Origin of the sequence: Xanthomonas sp. NCPPB 1638 (assembly GCF_041475635.2) — a bacterium.
GTDB lineage: Bacteria > Pseudomonadota > Gammaproteobacteria > Xanthomonadales > Xanthomonadaceae > Xanthomonas > Xanthomonas cucurbitae.
In genome coordinates this window covers 1535833-1554721 of record NZ_CM192984.1, presented here as the reverse complement: position 1 = coordinate 1554721, position 18889 = coordinate 1535833, and the positions used below count along the sequence as shown (strand labels likewise).

Annotated in this window: 17 protein-coding genes; 10 read left to right on the top strand and 7 right to left on the bottom strand. The window is 65.9% G+C overall.

Features of this window, described 5'->3' with window-relative positions; genetic code table 11:
• Positions 1–39 precede the first annotated feature (39 nt).
• From ACCQ13_RS06735 to ACCQ13_RS06725, 3 genes are all read right to left on the bottom strand, one after another.
• Positions 40–912: a sulfurtransferase gene (locus ACCQ13_RS06735; RefSeq protein ID WP_104601732.1), complete on the bottom strand. Its 873-nt coding sequence runs from the start codon at positions 910–912 to the stop codon at positions 40–42.
• The gene (locus ACCQ13_RS06730; protein ID WP_104601733.1) at positions 909–1706 is read right to left on the bottom strand and encodes a CoA pyrophosphatase; all 798 of its coding nucleotides are present in this window, start codon (positions 1704–1706) and stop codon (positions 909–911) included. The genes ACCQ13_RS06735 and ACCQ13_RS06730 overlap by 4 nt, the downstream gene beginning before the upstream one ends.
• Before the next feature lie 117 nt (positions 1707–1823).
• The gene (locus ACCQ13_RS06725; RefSeq protein ID WP_104601734.1) at positions 1824–2522 is read right to left on the bottom strand and encodes an FKBP-type peptidyl-prolyl cis-trans isomerase; all 699 of its coding nucleotides are present in this window, start codon (positions 2520–2522) and stop codon (positions 1824–1826) included.
• A gap of 322 nt (positions 2523–2844) precedes the next feature.
• On the opposite strand from ACCQ13_RS06725, the gene ACCQ13_RS06720 reads away from it, so the two are divergent.
• Together ACCQ13_RS06720 and nth are read left to right on the top strand one after the other, a co-directional pair.
• Positions 2845–3225, top strand: a complete 381-nt coding sequence (locus ACCQ13_RS06720; RefSeq protein WP_104601814.1) for a hypothetical protein — start codon at positions 2845–2847, stop codon at positions 3223–3225.
• Positions 3222–3914, top strand: a complete 693-nt coding sequence (nth, locus tag ACCQ13_RS06715; RefSeq protein ID WP_104601735.1) for an endonuclease III — start codon at positions 3222–3224, stop codon at positions 3912–3914. Before ACCQ13_RS06720 ends, nth begins: the two co-directional genes overlap by 4 nt.
• A gap of 256 nt (positions 3915–4170) precedes the next feature.
• Here nth and ACCQ13_RS06710 read toward each other — a convergent pair whose 3' ends face one another.
• The 3 genes from ACCQ13_RS06710 to ACCQ13_RS06700 all read right to left on the bottom strand — a co-directional run bounded on the left by ACCQ13_RS06710 (position 4171) and on the right by ACCQ13_RS06700 (position 6860).
• A complete protein-coding gene (locus ACCQ13_RS06710) occupies positions 4171–5730 on the bottom strand; it encodes a SulP family inorganic anion transporter (protein WP_104601736.1) in 1560 nt (519 codons plus the stop codon).
• Positions 5731–5741: 11 nt separating this feature from the next.
• A complete protein-coding gene (locus ACCQ13_RS06705) occupies positions 5742–6422 on the bottom strand; it encodes a carbonic anhydrase (protein WP_104601737.1) in 681 nt (226 codons plus the stop codon).
• Between the two features lie 117 nt (positions 6423–6539).
• A complete protein-coding gene (locus ACCQ13_RS06700) occupies positions 6540–6860 on the bottom strand; it encodes a hypothetical protein (protein WP_104601738.1) in 321 nt (106 codons plus the stop codon).
• A 336-nt stretch (positions 6861–7196) separates the two neighbouring features.
• On the opposite strand from ACCQ13_RS06700, the gene ACCQ13_RS06695 reads away from it, so the two are divergent.
• The 8 genes from ACCQ13_RS06695 (at position 7197) to rnt (ending at position 15512) form a co-directional block, all read left to right on the top strand.
• Entirely contained in the window at positions 7197–8447 is a 1251-nt protein-coding gene (locus tag ACCQ13_RS06695; protein WP_104601739.1) for an OprO/OprP family phosphate-selective porin, read from the top strand.
• A 203-nt stretch (positions 8448–8650) separates the two neighbouring features.
• Positions 8651–9670: a phosphate ABC transporter substrate-binding protein PstS gene (pstS, locus tag ACCQ13_RS06690; protein WP_167526848.1), complete on the top strand. Its 1020-nt coding sequence runs from the start codon at positions 8651–8653 to the stop codon at positions 9668–9670.
• 186 nt (positions 9671–9856) lie between these two features.
• Positions 9857–10948 (top strand): phosphate ABC transporter substrate-binding protein PstS, encoded by a 1092-nt coding sequence (pstS, locus tag ACCQ13_RS06685; RefSeq protein ID WP_104601741.1) that lies wholly within the window; start codon positions 9857–9859, stop codon positions 10946–10948.
• A gap of 112 nt (positions 10949–11060) precedes the next feature.
• On the top strand, positions 11061–12035 hold the full coding sequence (pstC, locus tag ACCQ13_RS06680; RefSeq protein ID WP_104601742.1) for a phosphate ABC transporter permease subunit PstC: 975 nt from the start codon (positions 11061–11063) through the stop codon (positions 12033–12035).
• Positions 12035–12904, top strand: coding sequence for a phosphate ABC transporter permease PstA (pstA, locus tag ACCQ13_RS06675; protein WP_104601743.1), 870 nt, complete (start codon positions 12035–12037; stop codon positions 12902–12904). Before pstC ends, pstA begins: the two co-directional genes overlap by 1 nt.
• A 22-nt stretch (positions 12905–12926) precedes the next feature.
• On the top strand, positions 12927–13757 hold the full coding sequence (pstB, locus tag ACCQ13_RS06670; protein WP_104601744.1) for a phosphate ABC transporter ATP-binding protein PstB: 831 nt from the start codon (positions 12927–12929) through the stop codon (positions 13755–13757).
• Between the two features lie 115 nt (positions 13758–13872).
• Positions 13873–14583 (top strand): phosphate signaling complex protein PhoU, encoded by a 711-nt coding sequence (gene phoU, locus ACCQ13_RS06665; protein WP_104601745.1) that lies wholly within the window; start codon positions 13873–13875, stop codon positions 14581–14583.
• A gap of 293 nt (positions 14584–14876) precedes the next feature.
• Entirely contained in the window at positions 14877–15512 is a 636-nt protein-coding gene (rnt, locus tag ACCQ13_RS06660; RefSeq protein ID WP_104601746.1) for a ribonuclease T, read from the top strand.
• Positions 15513–15660: 148 nt separating this feature from the next.
• On the opposite strand, the gene ACCQ13_RS06655 is transcribed toward rnt, so the two are convergent.
• Complete coding sequence (locus ACCQ13_RS06655; protein WP_159406871.1) at positions 15661–18693, bottom strand: ligand-binding sensor domain-containing diguanylate cyclase; 3033 nt, start codon at positions 18691–18693, stop codon at positions 15661–15663.
• Positions 18694–18889: the final 196 nt, after the last annotated feature.

The window sequence follows — 18889 nt, the reverse complement described above, 5'->3', positions numbered from 1 at the left end:
GTTGGGCAGGCCACCGTCCCGGCGGCCATTGTGCACGGCTCAGCCCGCCATTTCGACCGGGCGCGATGGCTCCTGCAGCCAACCGCTCCACGAACCGGCATACACGCGGGCACCGGGCAGGCCGGCCACCTCCAGCGCCAGCAACAGATGGCAGGCGGTCACGCCCGACCCGCACATCACCACCACCTGACCGGGCCGGTAGTGGCCCAGCAGCGCCGACAGCTCGGCGCGCAACGCATCGGCCGGCTTGAAGCGGCCATTGTCGATGCTCAGCCCCAGCGGACGATTGAGCGCGCCGGGCACGTGCCCGGCGACCGGATCGATCGGCTCTACCTCGCCGCGGAAGCGCTCGGCGGCCCGCGCATCCAGCAGCCAGCCTGGCGCCTGCTGCAGCCGTGCCTGGACCTGCTCGGCCGTCACCACCGCATCGGCATCGAAACTGCCCGGATAGGCGGGAGCCTGGCGCAACGCCGGCGGCTCGGTGGTCTCCGCCAGGCCTGCGGCGCGCCAAGCGGCCAGCCCACCATCCAGTACCGCCACGCGGCGGTGGCCCATCAGCCGTAGCATCCACCAGGCGCGCGCGGCGGCCATGCTGCCATCGCCCGCGTCGTAGACCACCACCTGGCTCTCCGGATCGATGCCCCATGCGCCCAGGCGGCTGGCGAAGTCGGCACTGTGCGGCAACGGATGCCGCCCCTGCCCGGGCCGCGACAGATCGGCCAGGTCATGGTCCAGATCCACGTAGTGCGCACCGGGCAGATGCCCCTGCGCGTAGGCCTTGCGGGCGGCTCCCGGGTCCGGCGCGGTCGGCGGCGCGGCGCGCGCGTCCAGCAAACGCAGCTGCGGATGCGACAAGGCGTCCGCCAGCGTGGCGCCGTCCACCAACGTGGTCCAGTTCGGCTCTGAATTCATGCAACCTGCTCCAGGCGACGACGAAGATTGAGAAGAATGGCGGCGGTGGCGCCCCAGATGCGTTGCCCGGGCCAATCGTATTCGAGCACGCGCCGCGGCCGCCCGCGGAATTCCAGCTCCACGCTGCGCAGGTTGTCTGCATCCATCAGGTAGGCCAGCGGCACTTCGAACACCTCGGCCACTTCGTCCGGCTGCGGCACCGCCACGAACGCGGGGTCGATCACCGCCACCACCGGCGTCACCCGAAACCCGCTGACGGTCAGGAACGGGTCCAGATAGCCCAGCGCGTGCGCCTGCCGGGCACCCAGCGCGATCTCCTCGCAACTCTCGCGTAACGCGGCGCCGGCCGCATCGGCGTCGGAGGGTTCGATCCTGCCACCCGGAAAGCTGACCTGCCCGGCATGATGGCGCAGGCTGTCGGTGCGCCGGGTCAGCAACACCGTGGTGCCCTGCGCACGCGGTACCAGGCCGCACAGCACCGCCGCTTCGGCGCAGGCGCCGCCTTCGCTCAGGTCGATCAGTTCGGCATGGTTCCAGCCAGGCCCGTCGGGTGCGGTGTCCAGCGGGTACAGCGCGCGCCGCAGGTGCGCGTATTCGGCCAGCGACGCCACCAGGGCACGCGCGGGCAGCACGGTGTGCAACAACTCATGGCGTTCGGTGTCGCTCATGCTCATCCAGCGGGCAATTTCATCCAGGCTGCGCAGGCAGCCGACGCAGTGCGACTGCGCGTCTAATGAACATACACCGATACAGGGGCTGGGCAGCTGCGCACTGGCCGAATCGGTGTCGCTCATCGCTCGCTCCTGCCAGCCTGGTTCGGGTTGTGCATCGCTCTGCTCGCGTTTGTCTGCCGGACTGAAACGACAACGCCGGCCTGGTGGCCGGCGTTGTCACTGCAACAACAAACGCGATTACTTCACGCTGACCAGCTTGATCTCGAACTGCACGGCCACGTTCGGCGGGAACGGCGTGCGCGGGTCGGCGCCATAGGCCTGTTCCGGCGGCAAGGTCACTTCCCACTTGGAGCCGGCCGGCATCTGCAGCAGGGTTTCGCGCATCGCCTTCATTTCGACTTCGCTGACCTTGATGGCCGGGATCTGCTGAGCCGGACGCGCCTTCTCACGGTCGCCGAAGGGGAACGGACCAGCCACTTCCAGCTGCACGGTGCTCGCCTGGGTCGGCTTGGCACCCTTGCCGGCTTCGATCACGCGGTACTGCACGCCGCTGGGCAGGCTCTGCACACCAGCGGTGCCCTTGTTCTTGGCCAGGAACGCATCGCTCTTGGTCTTGTTGGCGGCGGCGGCCTTGTCGTACTCGGCCTTGGCTTGCTGGGCACGGCCCTGCTCGCGCTTCTGGAACGCTTCGACGGCCGGCTTCAGCTGGTCGGCGGTGATGGCCGGCTGCTTCTTGGCGTAGGCGTCCTGCAGGCCCTTGACCACCGAATTGATGTCCAGCTGCTCGCCGCGACCGGTGAGTTCGGCAAGGTTGTTGCCGTAGTCGTAACCGAAGTAATAGCTCAGCTTGCCCTTTTCGGACGTCGTGTCCTGGGCCACTGCATTGCCCGTCAGGGCCAGGGCCGCCACGGCGACCGCGATAGAACGCAACTTCATCAAACAATTCTCCAGGGTGGTGGCACAGGACGGGGCTGCCGCCTGAGATGACGCGCTAGGATAGCGGCCGCGATAGCGAACCGCTACTGATCGCGAAAGCTAGGACCAGCAAGGCTTTCAGAAGTTCCGTATTTACTATTTTTTTACGTTTGCAAGAGGTTTCGATGTCCACCGACGCCATGTTGACCGCCGACCACGCCACTGTCCGGACCAGCACGGTCAATCGGCCATACACATTGGATGCCTGCTCCAGCCACACTACGCGGGCGCGGGACCAGATCGCAAAGCGTCTTGCGCAGTTCCGCCCCCAGTGAGCGCCGCCATGCTGCCCGACCCCACCCCCTCACCGCATCCGCTGTGCCTGCAGTTGTTCGACTGCGTGCAGGCCGATGACCTCGATCGCGCCCTGGCGCTCGGCTTGATGGAGTACCGGCCCGAGCCGCCGGACGACGCCTGCGATCCGGCGGCCATGCAGAGGGTGGCGGCCGTGCTGGCGGCGCAGCAACGCCTGCGCGATGCCTGGGCGGCGCGTGAGCGCTACCGCGCGCGCGCCGTGCGCCTGCAGCGGCGTGCCGCAGAACGCGACGCCCGCCGCGCACCGCCGCCGCTTGCCAGCCAGCCGGCCGCCCCTGCGCTGCCGCCGTTGGCGGCGGCGATCCTGGCGCGCGCCAAGGCCAGGGCAGCCGGCGGGACCCGGTCATGAGCGCCGCGCGCCCGCTCGCTCCGGCACGCCGCCGCATGCGCAAGCCCGAGATCCAGGAAATGTTCGTGCGGCTGCGCGAGCTCAATCCGCACCCCACCACCGAGCTGGAATACACCACGCCGTTCGAATTGTTGATCGCCGTGTTGCTCTCGGCGCAGGCCACCGATGTTGGCGTCAACAAGGCCACGCGCAAGCTGTATCCGGTCGCCAATACCCCACGCGACATCCTGGATCTGGGCGAAGAAGGCCTGAAGCGCTACATCTCCACCATCGGGCTGTTCAACGCCAAGGCCAAGAACGCCATCGCCACCTGCCGCATCCTGCTGGAGCACTACGACGGCGAGGTGCCGCACGATCGTGCAGCGCTGGAGGCATTGCCCGGGGTCGGCCGCAAGACCGCCAACGTGGTGCTCAACACCGCCTTCGGCGAACCCACCATGGCGGTGGATACGCATATCTTCCGAGTCGCCAACCGTACCGGCCTTGCGCCTGGCAAGGACGTGCGCGTGGTGGAAGACCAGCTGGTCAAGGTCATCCCCGCAGAATTCCTGCACGACGCCCACCATTGGCTGATCCTGCACGGCCGCTATGTCTGCAAGGCGCGCAAGCCCGATTGCCCGGGCTGTGTGATCCACGACCTGTGCTGCTATCGCGACAAGACCCCGCCGGCCCCAGAGCGGCAGACATAAAAACCGAGGCGTGATGCAGCTACGGCGTCAGAACAAGCCCGCAGCAAGAAGACGGAGCAATAGAGACCCCCGATCCACATCCAGCAAACGCACGGCCGCATGCTTTTGCGATTCCCGATTCCCGATTCCCGATTCCCGATTCCCGATTCCCGGCCCAAAAAAAATCGCGACCGGATGATGCGTCTTACGGCGCCATGCATCATCCGGTCGCGACACACTGGACCCCGGCGCGTACGCCGGGGCTACAACAACAGCGTCAGGCCGCCTTGCGCGGCGCGTCCACCACCGCGCCTGCGGTCTTGGCCGTGCCTTCGACGCGGCGATCCAGCTCGTTCCAGTCCACCACCAGCTCGCATCCACGCGAGGCTGCATTCCGGCTCCAGTCGCGCAACAACTCGATGCAGGCGTGGTCCACGTGGTGCAACTTGGCCACATCCAGATGCAGTGCGGTGTTCGGCGGCACGCTTTCCAGCGTCCGCGCCATCGCCGGCACCTTCAGGAAGGTGGCCGAACCCTGCAGGGTCAGATGCATTTCGTCCTTCTTGTCGGCGTGCTCGCGCACTTCAACCTTCAGACGCGAAGAATGCAGCGCCAGGCGGAACAGCGACAGACCAAAGCCGATCAACACGCCGGTCAGCAGGTCGGTCGCCACGATCGCGAAGGTGGTGGCCAGGTAGATCGCCGCCGTTCCGCGGCCGTAGGTCGCCAGCTCCTTGACCTGCCCGATCTTGATCATCTTCACGCCCGTGTAGACCAAGATGCCGGCCAGACACGCCACCGGGGTCATCCGCAACAGCCACGGCAGCAGCATCGCGAACACCAGCAGCCAGCTGCCGTGCAGGATGGTCGAGGTGCGTGTGGCGGCACCGGCCTGCACGTTGGCGGCACTACGCACGATCACGCCGGTCATCGGCAACGCACCCAGGAAACCGCACAGCATATTGCCCACGCCCTGCGCCGCCAGCTCGCGGTCGTACTGCGTGCGAGCGCCCTGGTGCATGCGGTCCACCGCTGCCGCCGAGAGCAGGGTCTCGGCGCTGGCGATGAAGGCAAAGGTCACCGCCGACACCAGCAGGGTGTGATTGAACACCCCGAAGATGTCGGAGACGCTCGGGATGCTGATCGCGGAGAACAGGTTGCTCGGCACGTCGACACGATTGACGTTCAGACCCTGCAGCTGCGCCGTGGCGGTCACCGCAACCACCGCGATCAACGCACCGGGCAGGAAGCGCAGACGCTGCGGACGCAGCTTCTCCCACGCCAGGATGATGCCGATCGTCGCCAACCCCACGAACAGCGCGGTGCGCCCGGTACCTTCGCTGATGGCCTGCCACAGCACCGCAGGCAGCGCCGCGAAGTTTTCCAGACCACGCGCCTTGGGTGCCGCATCCATCAGCACATGCGCCTGCGAGGCCACGATCAGGATGCCGATACCCGACAACATGCCGGCCACCACGGCCGGCGAGGTCATCCGGAACCACACCCCTGCACGGCACAGACCGGCAATCAGCTGGATCGCACCGGCGACCAGGATCACCGGCCCCAGCGCCGCGGCGCCATGCTCACGGACCAGTTCGAACACCAACACAGCCAGGCCGGCGGCCGGCCCGCTCACCTGCAGAGGAGAGCCCGCCAGAAAGCCGACGACCAGACCACCGATGATGCCGGTAATCAAGCCGGCGGCCGGCGGCATGCCGGAGGCGATCGCGATGCCCATGCACAAGGGCAACGCGACCAGGAAGACCACGACCGACGCCAGCAAATCGCGCCCGAACAGTCCCTGGCGGAAATATCCGCCGATACCTGATGTGCTCATGATCGGCTCCGTCAGGCGAGTTCGGCGCGAACGACTTGCTGCAGTCGCGGACGCGGGGTGGCTTCAGGCGTGCTGTCGGCCAGCAACGGACGGAAGCCGCCCTTCTCGGCATCGAACGCGCGGATGTCGCCGTGCGCGATGTCGTAGATCCAGCCGTGGATGCGCAAGGTGCCGGCAGCCAGGCGTGCGGCAACCACCGGCTGCGTACGCAAATGGTCCAGCTGCGAGACCACGTTTTCCTCGGTCATGCAGCTCAGCGCATCCTGGCTGTGCGGATCGTGCCCGTGGTGGGCGGTGACGTGCCGCGCCGCATCGGTGTGCTTGAGCCACGCCGCCACGGACGGCACGTCCTCCAGCGATTCCGGCTTGAGCACGGCCTTCATGGCGCCGCAGTCGGTGTGGCCGCAGATCACGATGTGACGCACGCCCAATACCGCGATGGCGTACTCGATGGCGGCAACCACGCCGCTGACGTGCTGTGAATACGGCGGCACCACATTGCCGATGTTGCGGTAGACGAACAGTTCACCGGGCTGCGCGGAAAAAATCAGCTCCGGCATGACGCGCGAGTCGGCGCAGGTGATGAACAGCGTATGCGGGCTCTGGCCGCCGGCCAGCTCCTGAAAACGCGCGCTCTGGCGCGGATACACTTCCTTGCGGAAATGACGAAACCCTTCAAGCAGACTTTCCATGGGAGATTCCTCTAGGCAACGGATAGCAATCCCCGGCGCAAGCCGCGGATTGAAAAAGACAATCAAGTCAAACGAAAGAGCCGGCGCGTGGCGCACCGGGTACAGCGACAGCCGGGATCAGCCAAGCAACGCGTTTGGAGGACGCAGCTGTGGGATCAGGTCGCGTTTTTGATGTGCAGGCGCGTGGTGCGCGTGCCAGGAGGGTGAGTACCGCGCCAGCATCAGCCATGCCTGGGAGGGCAATGGAATATCGTCTGCGGGGTGGGTATCGACCTGGCTCTGTGTTTCCCCGTCGTCCTGCAGAAGGTCGGCGCTGTCGCGCTGCTCGCCTGCATCGGCCGTCACCGCCACGCCGTCGCCCAGCAACGCGCCTTCAGCGCGGCCGTGCGCACTGGCCGCCGACCACGCACCGAGCGCGAGCAGACAAACCAGTAGCAAATGGAGGAATCGGGGATACATGTGTCCGAAATTAACAATTTAGAACAGGTATACGCAAGTGGTGCGTTGCACAAGCTGGCATCGGCGTTCAGGGTGCGATGTCTCAGGTTGAGCCTGCTCGCCGGACGAGCCTGGCCACAGTGACTTTGGCAGGCGTGCAGCGGGCTGTCGTGGCACAGTCACATTCAGTTACATGACATACGATGACACAGTTGAAACGCGTGTAAAACCTTGTCTTTATTGGAAAAAAATAAATGTGACGGCTCCACTGATTTGTCACATTAACGCAACTTTCACACCATAGCCTGCGCCCAATTTCCCGCCAGGTCGCATGTCATGAAACCCGCTTCCACCCTGCTCTACTCCGCATTGTTCTTCGCGCTTGCTGCGCCCACGGCGCACGCCGAGATCGCCATCGATGCCATCGCCGGCTCGGAGATCTCGCTGGAAGGCCTGGTCCAGGCCGACGGCAACTGGTTTCACAACGACGTGCAGGACCTCAACGGCCCGATCGGCGCCAATGGCGACAACTCCGAATTCAGCATCCGCCGTGCGGAGCTGGTGCTCAAGGGCAAGGGCCCGGGCAACGTTGAATGGGTGGCCGGCTACGACCCCAGCGTCCTGAAGGAAGTCACCATCCGCGGCACCACCATCCGCAGCACCGGGCGCTTCCTGGACAACAACATCAAGTACAAGTTCGGCGGCAATGCGAACAACTTCGTGCAGATCGGCCAGTTCAAGCAGCCCAACAGCCTGGAAGAGCTGTCCAGTACCAGGTACAACGATTTCATCTCCAAGGCGGCGGTGACCAACACCTACGGCATTTCGCGCCGGCTGGGCGTGGAATCGGGCATGGGCGACAACAACTGGAGCGTCACCGCCAGTGCCTTCAGCCGCGAGCTGACCCGCAACCAGGCCCACGGCAACGGCTACGGCGCACGCGGCACCTGGGCGCCGATCAACGAGACCGGCAACGTCCTGCATATCGGCCTGAGCTACCTGAACTTCGACACCGACGACGACACCCTGCGCCTGCGCGCGCGGCCGGACGCAGACCTCACCACCATCCGCCTGATCGACAGCGGCGCACTCACCAATGTGGACCGCGTGGGCGTGGCCGGTGCCGAGGCGATGTGGATCGGCGGCCCGTTCAAGCTGCAGAGCGAGTACTTCCTTGAGAACGCCAAGCGCATCGGCAACAACGCGCAGGACTACAAGAGCAATGGCTGGTACGTCAGCGGCGTGTGGAACCTGACCGGCGAAACCTGGGGCTACAAGGCCGGCGTGCCGACCAACCCGCTCCCCAATGCGCCGGCCTCGGGCATGTGGCAGCTGGCACTGCGCTACGACTCCCTGGACCTCAACGACGGTCACCTGGTGTCCAACGGCAACACGCCGTTCGTCGACGGCGTGCTGGGCGGCAAGATGGACGTGTGGACGGTTGGCGCCAACTGGTACTGGCGCTCCAACTTCAAGTTCGCGCTGAACTACGCCAAGGTCGAGAGCACCCGCTACAACAGCGCCACGCGTGGCCTGGTGGACGACAACCCGTCGATCGTCGAGGCACGCGCGCAGTTCTACTGGTAAGCGCGCGTCGCTGCTGCGGCCGCCGTGGCGCATCTGCCCGGGCGCGGTATGGCGACCGCAGCGGCGCCCGGCAGTGCTGGAGAACGCCTCGGCACCACGCTGTCACCCTGCCGTCATTTCTGCGACACCGCACGGTCATGCCACTGCCCTGCAATGGCGCCACTGCGGAAGCGTCGCATCCCTTCGCTACAAGGAGCTGTTCCGTGATCCATTCCCTCAAGACCCGCCTGGCCATCGGCGTACTCGCCGCCTCGCTGGCACTGTGCGCCCAGGCCGCCGATGTCACCGGCGCCGGTGCGTCGTTCATCTATCCGGTGATGTCCAAGTGGTCGGCCGACTACAACACCGCCACCAAGAAGCAGGTGAATTACCAGTCCATCGGTTCGGGTGGCGGCATTGCCCAGATCAAGGCCGCCAGCGTGGACTTCGGCTCCTCCGATGCCCCGCTCAAGCCGGAAGAACTGGCTGCCGCCGGGCTGGCGCAGTTCCCGTCGGTGATCGGCGGCGTGGTGCCGGTGGTCAACGTGCCCGGCATCGCCGCCGGCACGCTCAAGCTCGATGGCAAGACCCTGGGCGACATCTTCCTGGGCAAGGTCAGCACCTGGAACGATGCGGCCATTGCCGCGCTCAACCCGGGCGTGAAGCTCCCCGACGGCAAGATCACCGTGGTGCATCGCTCCGATGGTTCGGGCACCAGCTTCAACTTCACCAACTACCTGTCCAAGGTCAATCCGGACTGGAAGAGCAAGGTCGGCGAAGGCACTGCCGTGCAGTGGCCGACCGGCATCGGCGGCAAGGGCAACGAAGGCGTCGCCGCCTATGTGAAGCAGATCAAGGGCGGCATCGGCTACGTGGAGCTGTCCTACGCGCTGCAGAACAAGATGGCCTACACCGCGATGAAGAACGCGGCCGGCAAGTTCGTGCAGCCGTCCGACGAGACCTTCGCCGCGGCCGCCAACAGCGCCGACTGGGGCACCACCAAGGACTTTTACCTGGTGATGACCAATGCCGCCGGCGACAATGCCTGGCCGATCACTGCCACCAATTTCATCCTCGTGCAGAAGAAGCCCAAGAACCCGGCCGGCCTCAAGAACACGCTGGACTTCTTCCGCTGGGTCTATACCAAGGGCGATGCGCAGGCCAAGCAGCTGGACTACGTGCCACTGCCAGACAGTCTGGTGACGCAGATCGAAGCCTACTGGGCCAAGAACCTTCCCAAGTAAGGCACCGCACAACGTGCAGGATCGACGCCGTCTCTCTCCCCGGCGTCGGGACCGGGACGCGGCCTCACGGGGCCGCGTCTTTTTTGTGATGCCTATCGCGCCAGTCGCTGTCATGCACATGTAACAAAAACATCATTTCATAGCGTGGTCTGCCGGATACCCGGCCCATCCAGCCTCGGAGCTTCCATGAAATTGCAGTCGGCCAGCCTGACCGCCCTGTCCCTCACCATCGCACTCGCCCTGGCGGCATGCTCGCCCGGCAAGGACGCGCAGTCCGGCGATGCCGCCAAGGGTGCGCCCGGTGCAGGCGTTGCGGCCAGCGACAGCAAGAGTGCCGAGATCTCCGGCGCGGGGGCCTCCTTCATCTATCCATTGGTGTCCAAGTGGTCGGCCGACTACAACGCCGCCACCGGCAACAAGGTGAACTACCAGTCGATCGGTTCCGGTGGCGGCATTGCGCAGATCAAGGCCGGCACGGTGGATTTCGGCTCGACCGACAAGCCGCTGGATAGCGCCGAATTGGCGCAGGCCGGCCTGGGTCAGTTCCCGTCGGCGATTGGCGGCGTGGTGCCGGTGGTGAACATCGAAGGCATGGCACCGGGCAAGCTGCGCCTGACCGGCGCGCTGCTGGGCGACATCTTCCTGGGCAAGGTCACGATGTGGAACGACGCGGCGATCGTGGCGGCCAACCCGGGCATGACCCTGCCGGCGACCAAGATCAATCTGGTGCACCGCTCGGATGGTTCGGGCACCACCTTCAACTTCTCCAACTACCTGTCCAAGGTCAGCCCGGAGTGGAAGAGCAAGGTTGGCGAAGGCACCTCCGTACAGTGGCCAGGCGGCGTGGGCGGCAAGGGCAACGAAGGCGTGGCGTCGTACGTGCAACAGATCAAGGGCTCGATCGGCTATGTCGAACTGGCCTACGCACTGCAGAACAAGATGCCCTACACCTCGCTGCAGAACGCGGCTGGCCAGTGGGTCGAGCCGAACGCCGACAGCTTCGCCGCCGCAGCCGCCAGCGCCGACTGGGCCAACGCCCGTGACTTCAACCTGGTGATTACCAATGCACCGGGCGAGAAGGCCTGGCCGATCACCGCCACCAACTTCATGCTGATGCACAAGCAGGCCAAGGACGCTGCGCGCAGCAAGGCGACCCTGGACTTCTTCAAGTGGGCACTGGAAAACGGCCAGGCCCAGGCCAGCGAGCTGCATTACGTGCCGCTGCCGCCGGAACTGGTGAAGCAGATCCAGGCCTATTGGGGCAGCGAGTTCAAGTAATGCCTGCAGCCCGCCGGCCAGGCGGGCTGCGCGGCGGCGAGGTGCTTGAGGGCGCCTCGCCGTTCCTGATGTCTCACGCTCCCGCCATTGCGCGGGTGACGGGTTCAATCGAATGAATGCCACTGCCATTCCCGAAGCGATGACCGCTCCCCGCGGCCGTGACCTGCGCGATGCGCGCGCCGATCGGCTGTTCAAGCTGGTATTGGCCGCCACCGTGGTGTTCGTGCTGCTCGCACTGGGCAGCGCAGCACTGTCGATGCTGTGGGGTGGGCGACATGCGCTGCAGATGCAGGGCCTGAGCTTCTTCTATTCCGCCGACTGGAATCCGGTAGAGAACAAATATGGTGCGCTGGCGCCGATCTACGGCACCCTGGTCACCGCGCTGATCGCGATGCTGATCGCGGTGCCGGTGAGCTTCGGCATCGCGTTCTTCCTCACCGAAGTGGCACCGCGCTGGCTGCGTGGGCCGGTCGGTACCGCCATCGAACTGCTGGCCGGCATTCCGTCGATCATCTACGGCATGTGGGGCCTGTTCGTGCTGGTCCCGGTGATGACCGAGCACGTGACGCCCTGGCTCAACGACCATCTGGGCACGTTGCCGCTGATCGGCCCGCTGTTCCAGGGCCCACCGCTGGGCATCGGCCTGCTCACCGCCGGCTTCGTGTTGGCGATCATGGTGATTCCCTTCATTTCTTCGGTGATGCGCGAAGTATTCCTGACCGTGCCCACGCGCCTGAAGGAATCGGCCTACGCACTGGGTTCCACCAAGTGGGAAGTGAGCTGGGACATCGTTCTGCCCTACACCCGCTCGGCGGTGATCGGCGGTGTGTTCCTGGGCCTGGGACGCGCGCTGGGCGAAACCATGGCGGTGGCCTTCGTGGTGGGCAACACGGTGCGGCTGTCGCCATCGCTGCTGGAGCCGGGCACCACCATTGCCGCATTGATCGCCAATGACTTCGGCGAGGCCACCGAAACCTATCGCTCGGCCCTGTTGCTGCTGGGTTTTGTGCTGTTCATCGTGACCTTCATCGTGCTGGCGATCGCGCGCTTGATGCTGATGCAGCTCTCGCGCCGGGAGGGCAACTGATGTCCGCCGCTTCGGTCTCGCAATCGCTCTACACCCGGCGCCGCATCACCAATGCGGTGGCGCTGCTGCTGTCGTGCATCACCGCCCTGTTCGGGCTGTGCTTTCTGGCCTGGATCCTGTGGACGCTGTTGTCCAAGGGTCTGCCTGGCATCGATCTCAAGCTGTTTACCCAGATGACCCCGCCGCCGATGCAGGAAGGTGGCCTGCTCAATGCCTTCTACGGCAGCGCGGTGATGTGCGGGCTGGCGTTGGCAATCGGCACCCCGCTGGGCGTGGCCGCCGGCACCTGGCTGGCCGAATACGGCAATGCGCGCAAGGCCGGCGAGGTGGTGCGCTTCGTCAACGACATCCTGCTGTCGGCGCCGTCGATCGTGCTGGGCCTGTTCGTCTACACCTTGTACGTGATGCAGACCGGTGGGCGCTTCTCGGCGTTCGCCGGTGCGTTGTCGCTGGCCTTCATCGTGCTGCCGGTGGTGGTGCGCACCACCGACGAGATGCTGCGGCTGGTGCCGGCGCAGATGCGCGAGGCCGCGTTGTCGCTGGGTATTCCGCAGTGGAAGGTGACGGTGCAGGTGCTTTACCGCAGCGCCTCGGCCGGCATCGTCACCGGCGTGCTGCTGGCGCTGGCGCGCATCAGCGGCGAAACCGCGCCACTGTTGTTCACCGCCTTCGGCAATCAGTACTGGAACAGCAACATCTTCCAGCCGATGGCCAGCGTGCCGATCATCATGAACCAGTTCGCCGGCAGCCCCTACGAATCCTGGCAGACGCTGGCCTGGGCCGGCGCACTGGTACTGACCGTCTTCGTGTTGCTGGTGAGCCTGGGCGCACGCGCGTTGCTGGTGCGCAACAAGATTTCCAATGACTGACCTCTCCTTTCGGACCCCGGACATGAACGATCTTCAAAACGCCAAGCCGATGCATCGCATCGCCGTTCCGGCTGCCGCACGGGCGCCGAGCGTGCAGGCACAGGTCAAGGTGGCCGCCCGCGAGCTGGACTTCTATTACGACAAGTACCACGCGCTCAAGGGCATCAATATCGAAATTCCGGAAAAGCGCGTCACTGCGCTGATCGGGCCATCGGGTTGCGGCAAGTCGACCCTGCTGCGCATCTTCAACCGCATCTATGCGCTGTACCCGAAGATGGAGGCGCGCGGCGAGGTATTGCTGGACGGGGAAAACATCCTCTCGCCCAAGTACTCGATGAACCGCCTGCGCAGCAAGGTGGGCATGGTGTTCCAGAAGCCGGTGCCGTTTCCGATGACGATCTTCGAGAACGTGGCCTACGGCATCCGCCATCACGAAAAACTGTCCAAGGCCGACATGCAGGAGCGGGTGGAACAGGCGCTGCGCCAGGGCGCGCTGTGGGACGAGGTCAAGGACAAGCTGGGGCAGAGCGCGCTTGGCCTGTCCGGCGGCCAGCAGCAGCGCCTGTGCATCGCACGCGCGGTGGCCTTGCGGCCGGACGTGCTGCTGCTGGACGAACCGACCTCGGCGCTGGACCCGATTTCCACCAGCCGTATCGAACAATTGGTGGAAGAACTCAAGCGCGACTACACCATCGTGATCGTGACCCACAACATGCAGCAGGCCGCGCGCGTGTCCGACTACACCGCCTTCATGTACCTGGGCGACCTGATCGAACACGACCGCACCGAAACCATCTTTTCCCAGCCCTCCAAGCAGCAGACCGAGGACTACATCACCGGTCGTTTCGGTTGATGTCTGCCAACGCATCACCTGCGCTGCATTGAAGCAGCCACACCGTTGCCCTGCACACGGCTCGCCGCGTGCAGGGCAACGGACGTCCACCACTGCCTAGAAAATCGAGACCACGATGAACCAGCACCCCAACGACCATATCGTCAAGAGCTACGACGAAGAGCAGCACCGGCTTGTCGCCGAGATCGTGCGCATGGGCGAGACGGCGGTGGCGCAACTGGAAGCGGCGCTGGACGTCGTGGAGCGTCGCGATGACCACGCCGCACACCGCATCGTGGTCAATGACGAAGCGATCGACGCACTGGAACACGCCATCAGCCATGACGTGATGCGGCTGGCCTTGCGTGGCCCGATGGCGCGCGACCTGCGCGAGATCCTGGCCGGCCTGCGGATTCCGGCCGATATCGAACGCATCGGGGATTACGCGGCCAACGTGGCCAAGCGCTCGATCGCACTCAATGCCGCGCCGCCGCTGCCGCAGACGGTGGGCCTCCGCGCGCTGGGCCAGATGGCCGCCGATGCGGTACGCGAGGCAGTGCAGGCGTATCGCGACAAGGACGCCGACGCCGCGATCCGCGTACGCGACGAAGACGCACGCCTGGACGCGCAGTACACCGCGCTGTTCCGCGAACTGCTCACCTACATGATGGAAGACCCGCGCAACATCACCCCCTGCACGCATCTGCTGTTCATGGCCAAGAATCTGGAACGCATCGGCGACCACGCCACCAACATCGCCGAGAACGTGTGGTTCCTGGTGCACGGCGAACAACCGCTGCCGCCGCGCGTGAAGCGCGACGACACCAGCACCACCGGCGTGATCTGAACCAGACGACGCGCGCGTACCCGACGCGCGGGGCCTGCGGTCGCCGCATTGCCTGAACTGCCTCTCGAGGTGTCGTTAGATCGGCCCGACCCACCACAGCTTGGGGTCGGGCCGTTTTTTTTCGCCCTCTGCGGCCAGGCCGCTCCCGCCAGGCAAGTCGCCGGAGAAGTCGACCAGGGAACCTGCGGATGCCGCCTGCACGCCGCCGGCCACGCGTCAGCGCGCAAGGCAGGACCGGGACGGCGACAGATGGCCAAGGCCAGGCACGCGGTGCGACCTGCTAGGCTATACGGATGAACGCACCGGTCGCCCCGCCCTCTGCCCGCTCCATCCTGCCCATGTCGCGGCGTTTCCGCGGCTATCTGCCCGTGGTGGTGGACGTGGAAACCGGCGGCTTCGACTGGAACCGGCATGCCTTGCTGGAAATCGCCTGCGTGCCGATCGAGATGGATGCGGACGGGCGCTTTTTCCCCGGCGAAACCGCCAGCGCGCACCTGGTGCCTGCACCAGGGCTGGAGATCGACCCGAAGTCGCTGGAAATCACCGGCATCGTGCTCGACCATCCGTTCCGCCTGGCCAAGCAGGAAAAGGACGCGTTGGACCATGTATTCGCGCCAGTGCGCGCAGCGGTGAAGAAATACGGCTGCCAGCGCGCGATCCTGGTTGGCCACAACGCGCACTTCGATCTGAACTTCCTCAACGCAGCCGTGGCGCGCGTCGAGCACAAGCGCAATCCGTTCCACCCCTTCAGCGTATTCGATACGGTCACCCTGGCCGGCGTGGCCTATGGGCAGACCGTGTTGGCGCGCGCCGCCCAGGCGGCGGGCCTGGACTGGAACACCGCCGATGCGCACAGCGCGGTCTACGACACCGAGCAGACCGCACGGCTGTTCTGCACGATCGCCAATGCCTGGCCGGGGCCTGGTTAATCGGGAATGGGGAATGGGGAATGGGGAATGGGGAATGGGGAATCGTAAAGCTTGCCGCATCGGCTTCTTCACTGTTCGGGAGAATCGCTTACGCCTTGCGGCGGGCATGCTGCACGCTTTTGCGATTCCCGATTCCCAATTCCCGCCCCTAAGTCCCGCTGATCCGGTCGCGCCCCGCGCTCTTGGCCTCGTATAGCGCGTGATCGGCGCGCTGCATCAGCGACGATGCGGTGTCGTCCTCGCGCAACTGCGCCAGTCCGGCACTGAACGTCACCCGTAGCCCATCCACGCCGCCCCAATCATGGCGCGCGTGGAACAGCGCGCGAATGCGCAGGCACGATGCCTGGGCATCGTCGAGCGTGGTGTCGGCCAGCAGCAGGGCGAACTCTTCGCCACCCAGCCGCGCCGGCAGATCCGTGGCGCGTGCGGCGGCGGTCAGCAGTGCACCCACTTCGTGCAGCACCGTGTCGCCGCTGGCATGCGAATAATGATCGTTGATGCGCTTGAAATGATCGATGTCCAGGATCGCCAGCACCAGTGGCCGGCCGTTGCGGCGTGCACGGCTGATGTCGCGCGCCAAGGCCTCGTCGAAATGGCGACGGTTCGGCAGCCCGGTCAGCGCATCCTCGTGCGCCTGGCGTTCGAACACATCGGACTTGATGCGTAGCCGCGTCAGCAGTTCACTCTTTTCCTGATTGGCGTACAGCAGGCGCTGTGCCTGCAGCTGCAGGTCGTGGGTACGGCTGCGCACCAGTTCGGCGAGCCGGGCGTTGTGGGTCTTGTAGCGATGCAGCAGCAACCGATACGACAAGGCCAGTGCGACCAGCGCAACCAGCAGCGCCGCCAGGCGCACATCCTGGCGCTGCCACCACAGCGGCAACACGTCGAAGGTCCAGCGCGCTTCCTGACGGCTCCACGCCCCGCCCGGATGGCGGGCGCTCACGCGCAGCGTGTAATGACCGGGCGGTAGCCCGATGAATTCCACGTTGCGCTGCCGGCCGCGCTCGATCCATCCCTTGTCCAGGCCATCCAGGCGCGTGCGGTACTCGATGCGTTCGGACAATAGAAAGCTCATGCCCGCGTAGGCCACGCTGAGACGGTGGCCACCGGGCAGCGCGGCCGGTTGCCGCCAGTCCAGCGGCTGGCCATCCTGCTGCACGCGCTCGATCGCTGCCGGCGGCGGGCGACGTTCGCGAAACCGCCGCAGACGCGCCGGATCGACCGTGCTGACTCCGCCGGCGGTGACCACCCATACCGACCCATCCGCGCGCTCGATCATGCTCGGCCCGGAACTACCGTTGGCCTGCGCATTGCCCATGCCATCGATCTCGCCGTAGCGCTCGACGTCCAGCCTGCCGCGCCCATCGGCCACCGCGTCGAGCGCGCCGAATGCGCTGCGCAACATACCGCGATTGCTGCTGATCCAGGCATTGCCAAGCTGGTCCTTCACCACCTGGAACACCGTATCGACCGGCATGCCCTGCTCCAGGCCCACCCGCGCAAGCGTGCCACCGCGGACGCGATACAAGCCACGGTCGGTGGAGATCCACATGGCCTTGCCGATCGACTGGAACCCGAACACGCTGCGCGCCCCCCCGAGGCGCTGCAGATCCAGCGGTCGCAGCTGGCCCTCGCGCAACACCGCCGCGCCATCCACCGAGCCGATCCACAGCGCACCATCGAGACTGGCCAAGGCAGTAATCACGCCCTCGGGCATGCCAGCGATTGCCAATGGCACGCGCTTGCCATCCACCAGCTTCACCACGCCGCGCTGGGTGGCCAGCCACGCCACGTCGGGATCGTCCACGAGGATGGCGCGGATGTGACCGCTCGGAATGCCCTCGGCTTCGCCGAACTGGCGCAGCACCCGTCCGCCGCGCAACACAAAGACACCATCGGCATAGGTGCCCACCCACAGGTCGCCATTGCGGTCCAGCGCCAGGCTGAGCACCGATGGCCGGCGCCCGGATGGCAGCGCGACCGGCACCGGGACGATGCGCCCATCCGGCAGCATGCGATCCAGACCGGCGGTACCGGCGATCCACAGGCTGCCATCGCGATCCTCGAGCACCGCGCGCGTATAGTCCCCGCTCAAGCCGTCGCGCTGGCTGTAGCTACTGAACAAGGTCTCGCGCAGCCGGAACAGGCCGCCGTTGGCGCCCACCCAGATGCTGCCTTCGGCATCCTCGCGCAGGCTGACGATACGCCCACCGGGCAGGCTGCGCCCGGCCGGCAGGTGCTCCACCCCGTGGCTGCCGATGCGCAGCAGCCCCTGGTTCTCGCTGCCCAGCCAGAGATCGCCGTTGCGATCCTGCAGCATCGCGGTGAAATGGCCCTGCTCTGGAACCCGGTGCACCAGATCGGCACGCCCATCGTGCAACTGGTACAGCCCATCGTCCGCGACCACCCACAGCCTGCCGTCCGGGGCGCGATACGGCCACGCCAGACCCGGTGGCAGCCCAAACGCCGCTGGCGCGCGGCGCATGCGCCCATCCGGTTCACGATAGACCAACCCGTCCAGCGTACCGATCAGCAACCGGCCGTCATTGTCGAACAGCATGCGCGGGAAGCTGCTCTGCAGCGGCACACCATCGCGCGGCGGAAAATAGTCGAAGCGTCCATCCGGCCACAGGCAACCCAGCCCGTGCCCTTCGAACAAGAGCCACATGCGGCCTTCCGCATCCATCGTCATCGCGTGGATCAGCGCCTGCGGCCACGCCCCCCTGCGCGGCCAGTGGCGCCATTGCCCATCGGCGCCATGCCGCACCAGATTGCCGCGTGCATCGCTGAGCCACAGCGCGCCATGGCGGTCCACATACAGCGCTCCCACGCCGTTATCGGGCAGGCCGGGCCGGGTACTGCGGTCGATGACGGTGAATTCCAGCCCGTTGTAGCGCACCAGGCCTTCCCAGGTGGCAAACCACAGGGCGCCGTCGGGGGTCTGGGCGATGTCGCGCAGCGAGTTGTGCGGCAAGCCGTTGCGCGAGCTCCAGCTGTCGATGGCGTAATCACGCAACGGCGCCGTACCGGCCTGCGCGGCGAATACGGCGAATGCGTACAGCGTCAACAGCATGCACACACCGACGCCTGGCCAGCGCCGCCACCGCCCGTACGCCCGTGCCCACGCTGCGTCGGCGCCCCCATTCTCGCCCCTGCCGCAGGCGCCCACCCCAAGTTTCATCAGATCGACACGCCGTTCACTGTCGATATGGTAGGCAAAAACCAGCGCGCGTGCCGAACCGCGCCGCCCGGTGGTCGCGGAAGCATTGCCCCAGCAGCGTTACGCAGCCCGAGGGCATCATCGCCCCGGCAACCGCCCGCTGACCATCTGCGCAGATAAGGGCCAGCCAGTGCACCGGCCAAGCCCCCCCCTATGT

Bases quoted from the DNA above. Each gene is read 5' to 3' on its own strand.
- ACCQ13_RS06730 (WP_104601733.1), bottom strand. From the start codon at position 1,706: ATGAGCGACACCGATTCGGCCAGTGCGCAGCTGCCCAGCCCCTGTATC.
- ACCQ13_RS06720 (WP_104601814.1), top strand. From the start codon at position 2,845: ATGCTGCCCGACCCCACCCCCTCACCGCATCCGCTGTGCCTGCAGTTG.
- ACCQ13_RS06655 (WP_159406871.1), bottom strand. From the start codon at position 18,693: ATGAAACTTGGGGTGGGCGCCTGCGGCAGGGGCGAGAATGGGGGCGCC.
- phoU (WP_104601745.1), top strand. From the start codon at position 13,873: ATGAACCAGCACCCCAACGACCATATCGTCAAGAGCTACGACGAAGAG.
- ACCQ13_RS06710 (WP_104601736.1), bottom strand. From the start codon at position 5,730: ATGAGCACATCAGGTATCGGCGGATATTTCCGCCAGGGACTGTTCGGG.
- ACCQ13_RS06735 (WP_104601732.1), bottom strand. From the start codon at position 912: ATGAATTCAGAGCCGAACTGGACCACGTTGGTGGACGGCGCCACGCTG.
- pstC (WP_104601742.1), top strand. From the start codon at position 11,061: ATGAATGCCACTGCCATTCCCGAAGCGATGACCGCTCCCCGCGGCCGT.
- rnt (WP_104601746.1), top strand. From the start codon at position 14,877: ATGAACGCACCGGTCGCCCCGCCCTCTGCCCGCTCCATCCTGCCCATG.
- ACCQ13_RS06725 (WP_104601734.1), bottom strand. From the start codon at position 2,522: ATGAAGTTGCGTTCTATCGCGGTCGCCGTGGCGGCCCTGGCCCTGACG.
- pstS (WP_104601741.1), top strand. From the start codon at position 9,857: ATGAAATTGCAGTCGGCCAGCCTGACCGCCCTGTCCCTCACCATCGCA.
- pstB (WP_104601744.1), top strand. From the start codon at position 12,927: ATGAACGATCTTCAAAACGCCAAGCCGATGCATCGCATCGCCGTTCCG.
- ACCQ13_RS06695 (WP_104601739.1), top strand. From the start codon at position 7,197: ATGAAACCCGCTTCCACCCTGCTCTACTCCGCATTGTTCTTCGCGCTT.
- ACCQ13_RS06705 (WP_104601737.1), bottom strand. From the start codon at position 6,422: ATGGAAAGTCTGCTTGAAGGGTTTCGTCATTTCCGCAAGGAAGTGTAT.
- pstA (WP_104601743.1), top strand. From the start codon at position 12,035: ATGTCCGCCGCTTCGGTCTCGCAATCGCTCTACACCCGGCGCCGCATC.
- nth (WP_104601735.1), top strand. From the start codon at position 3,222: ATGAGCGCCGCGCGCCCGCTCGCTCCGGCACGCCGCCGCATGCGCAAG.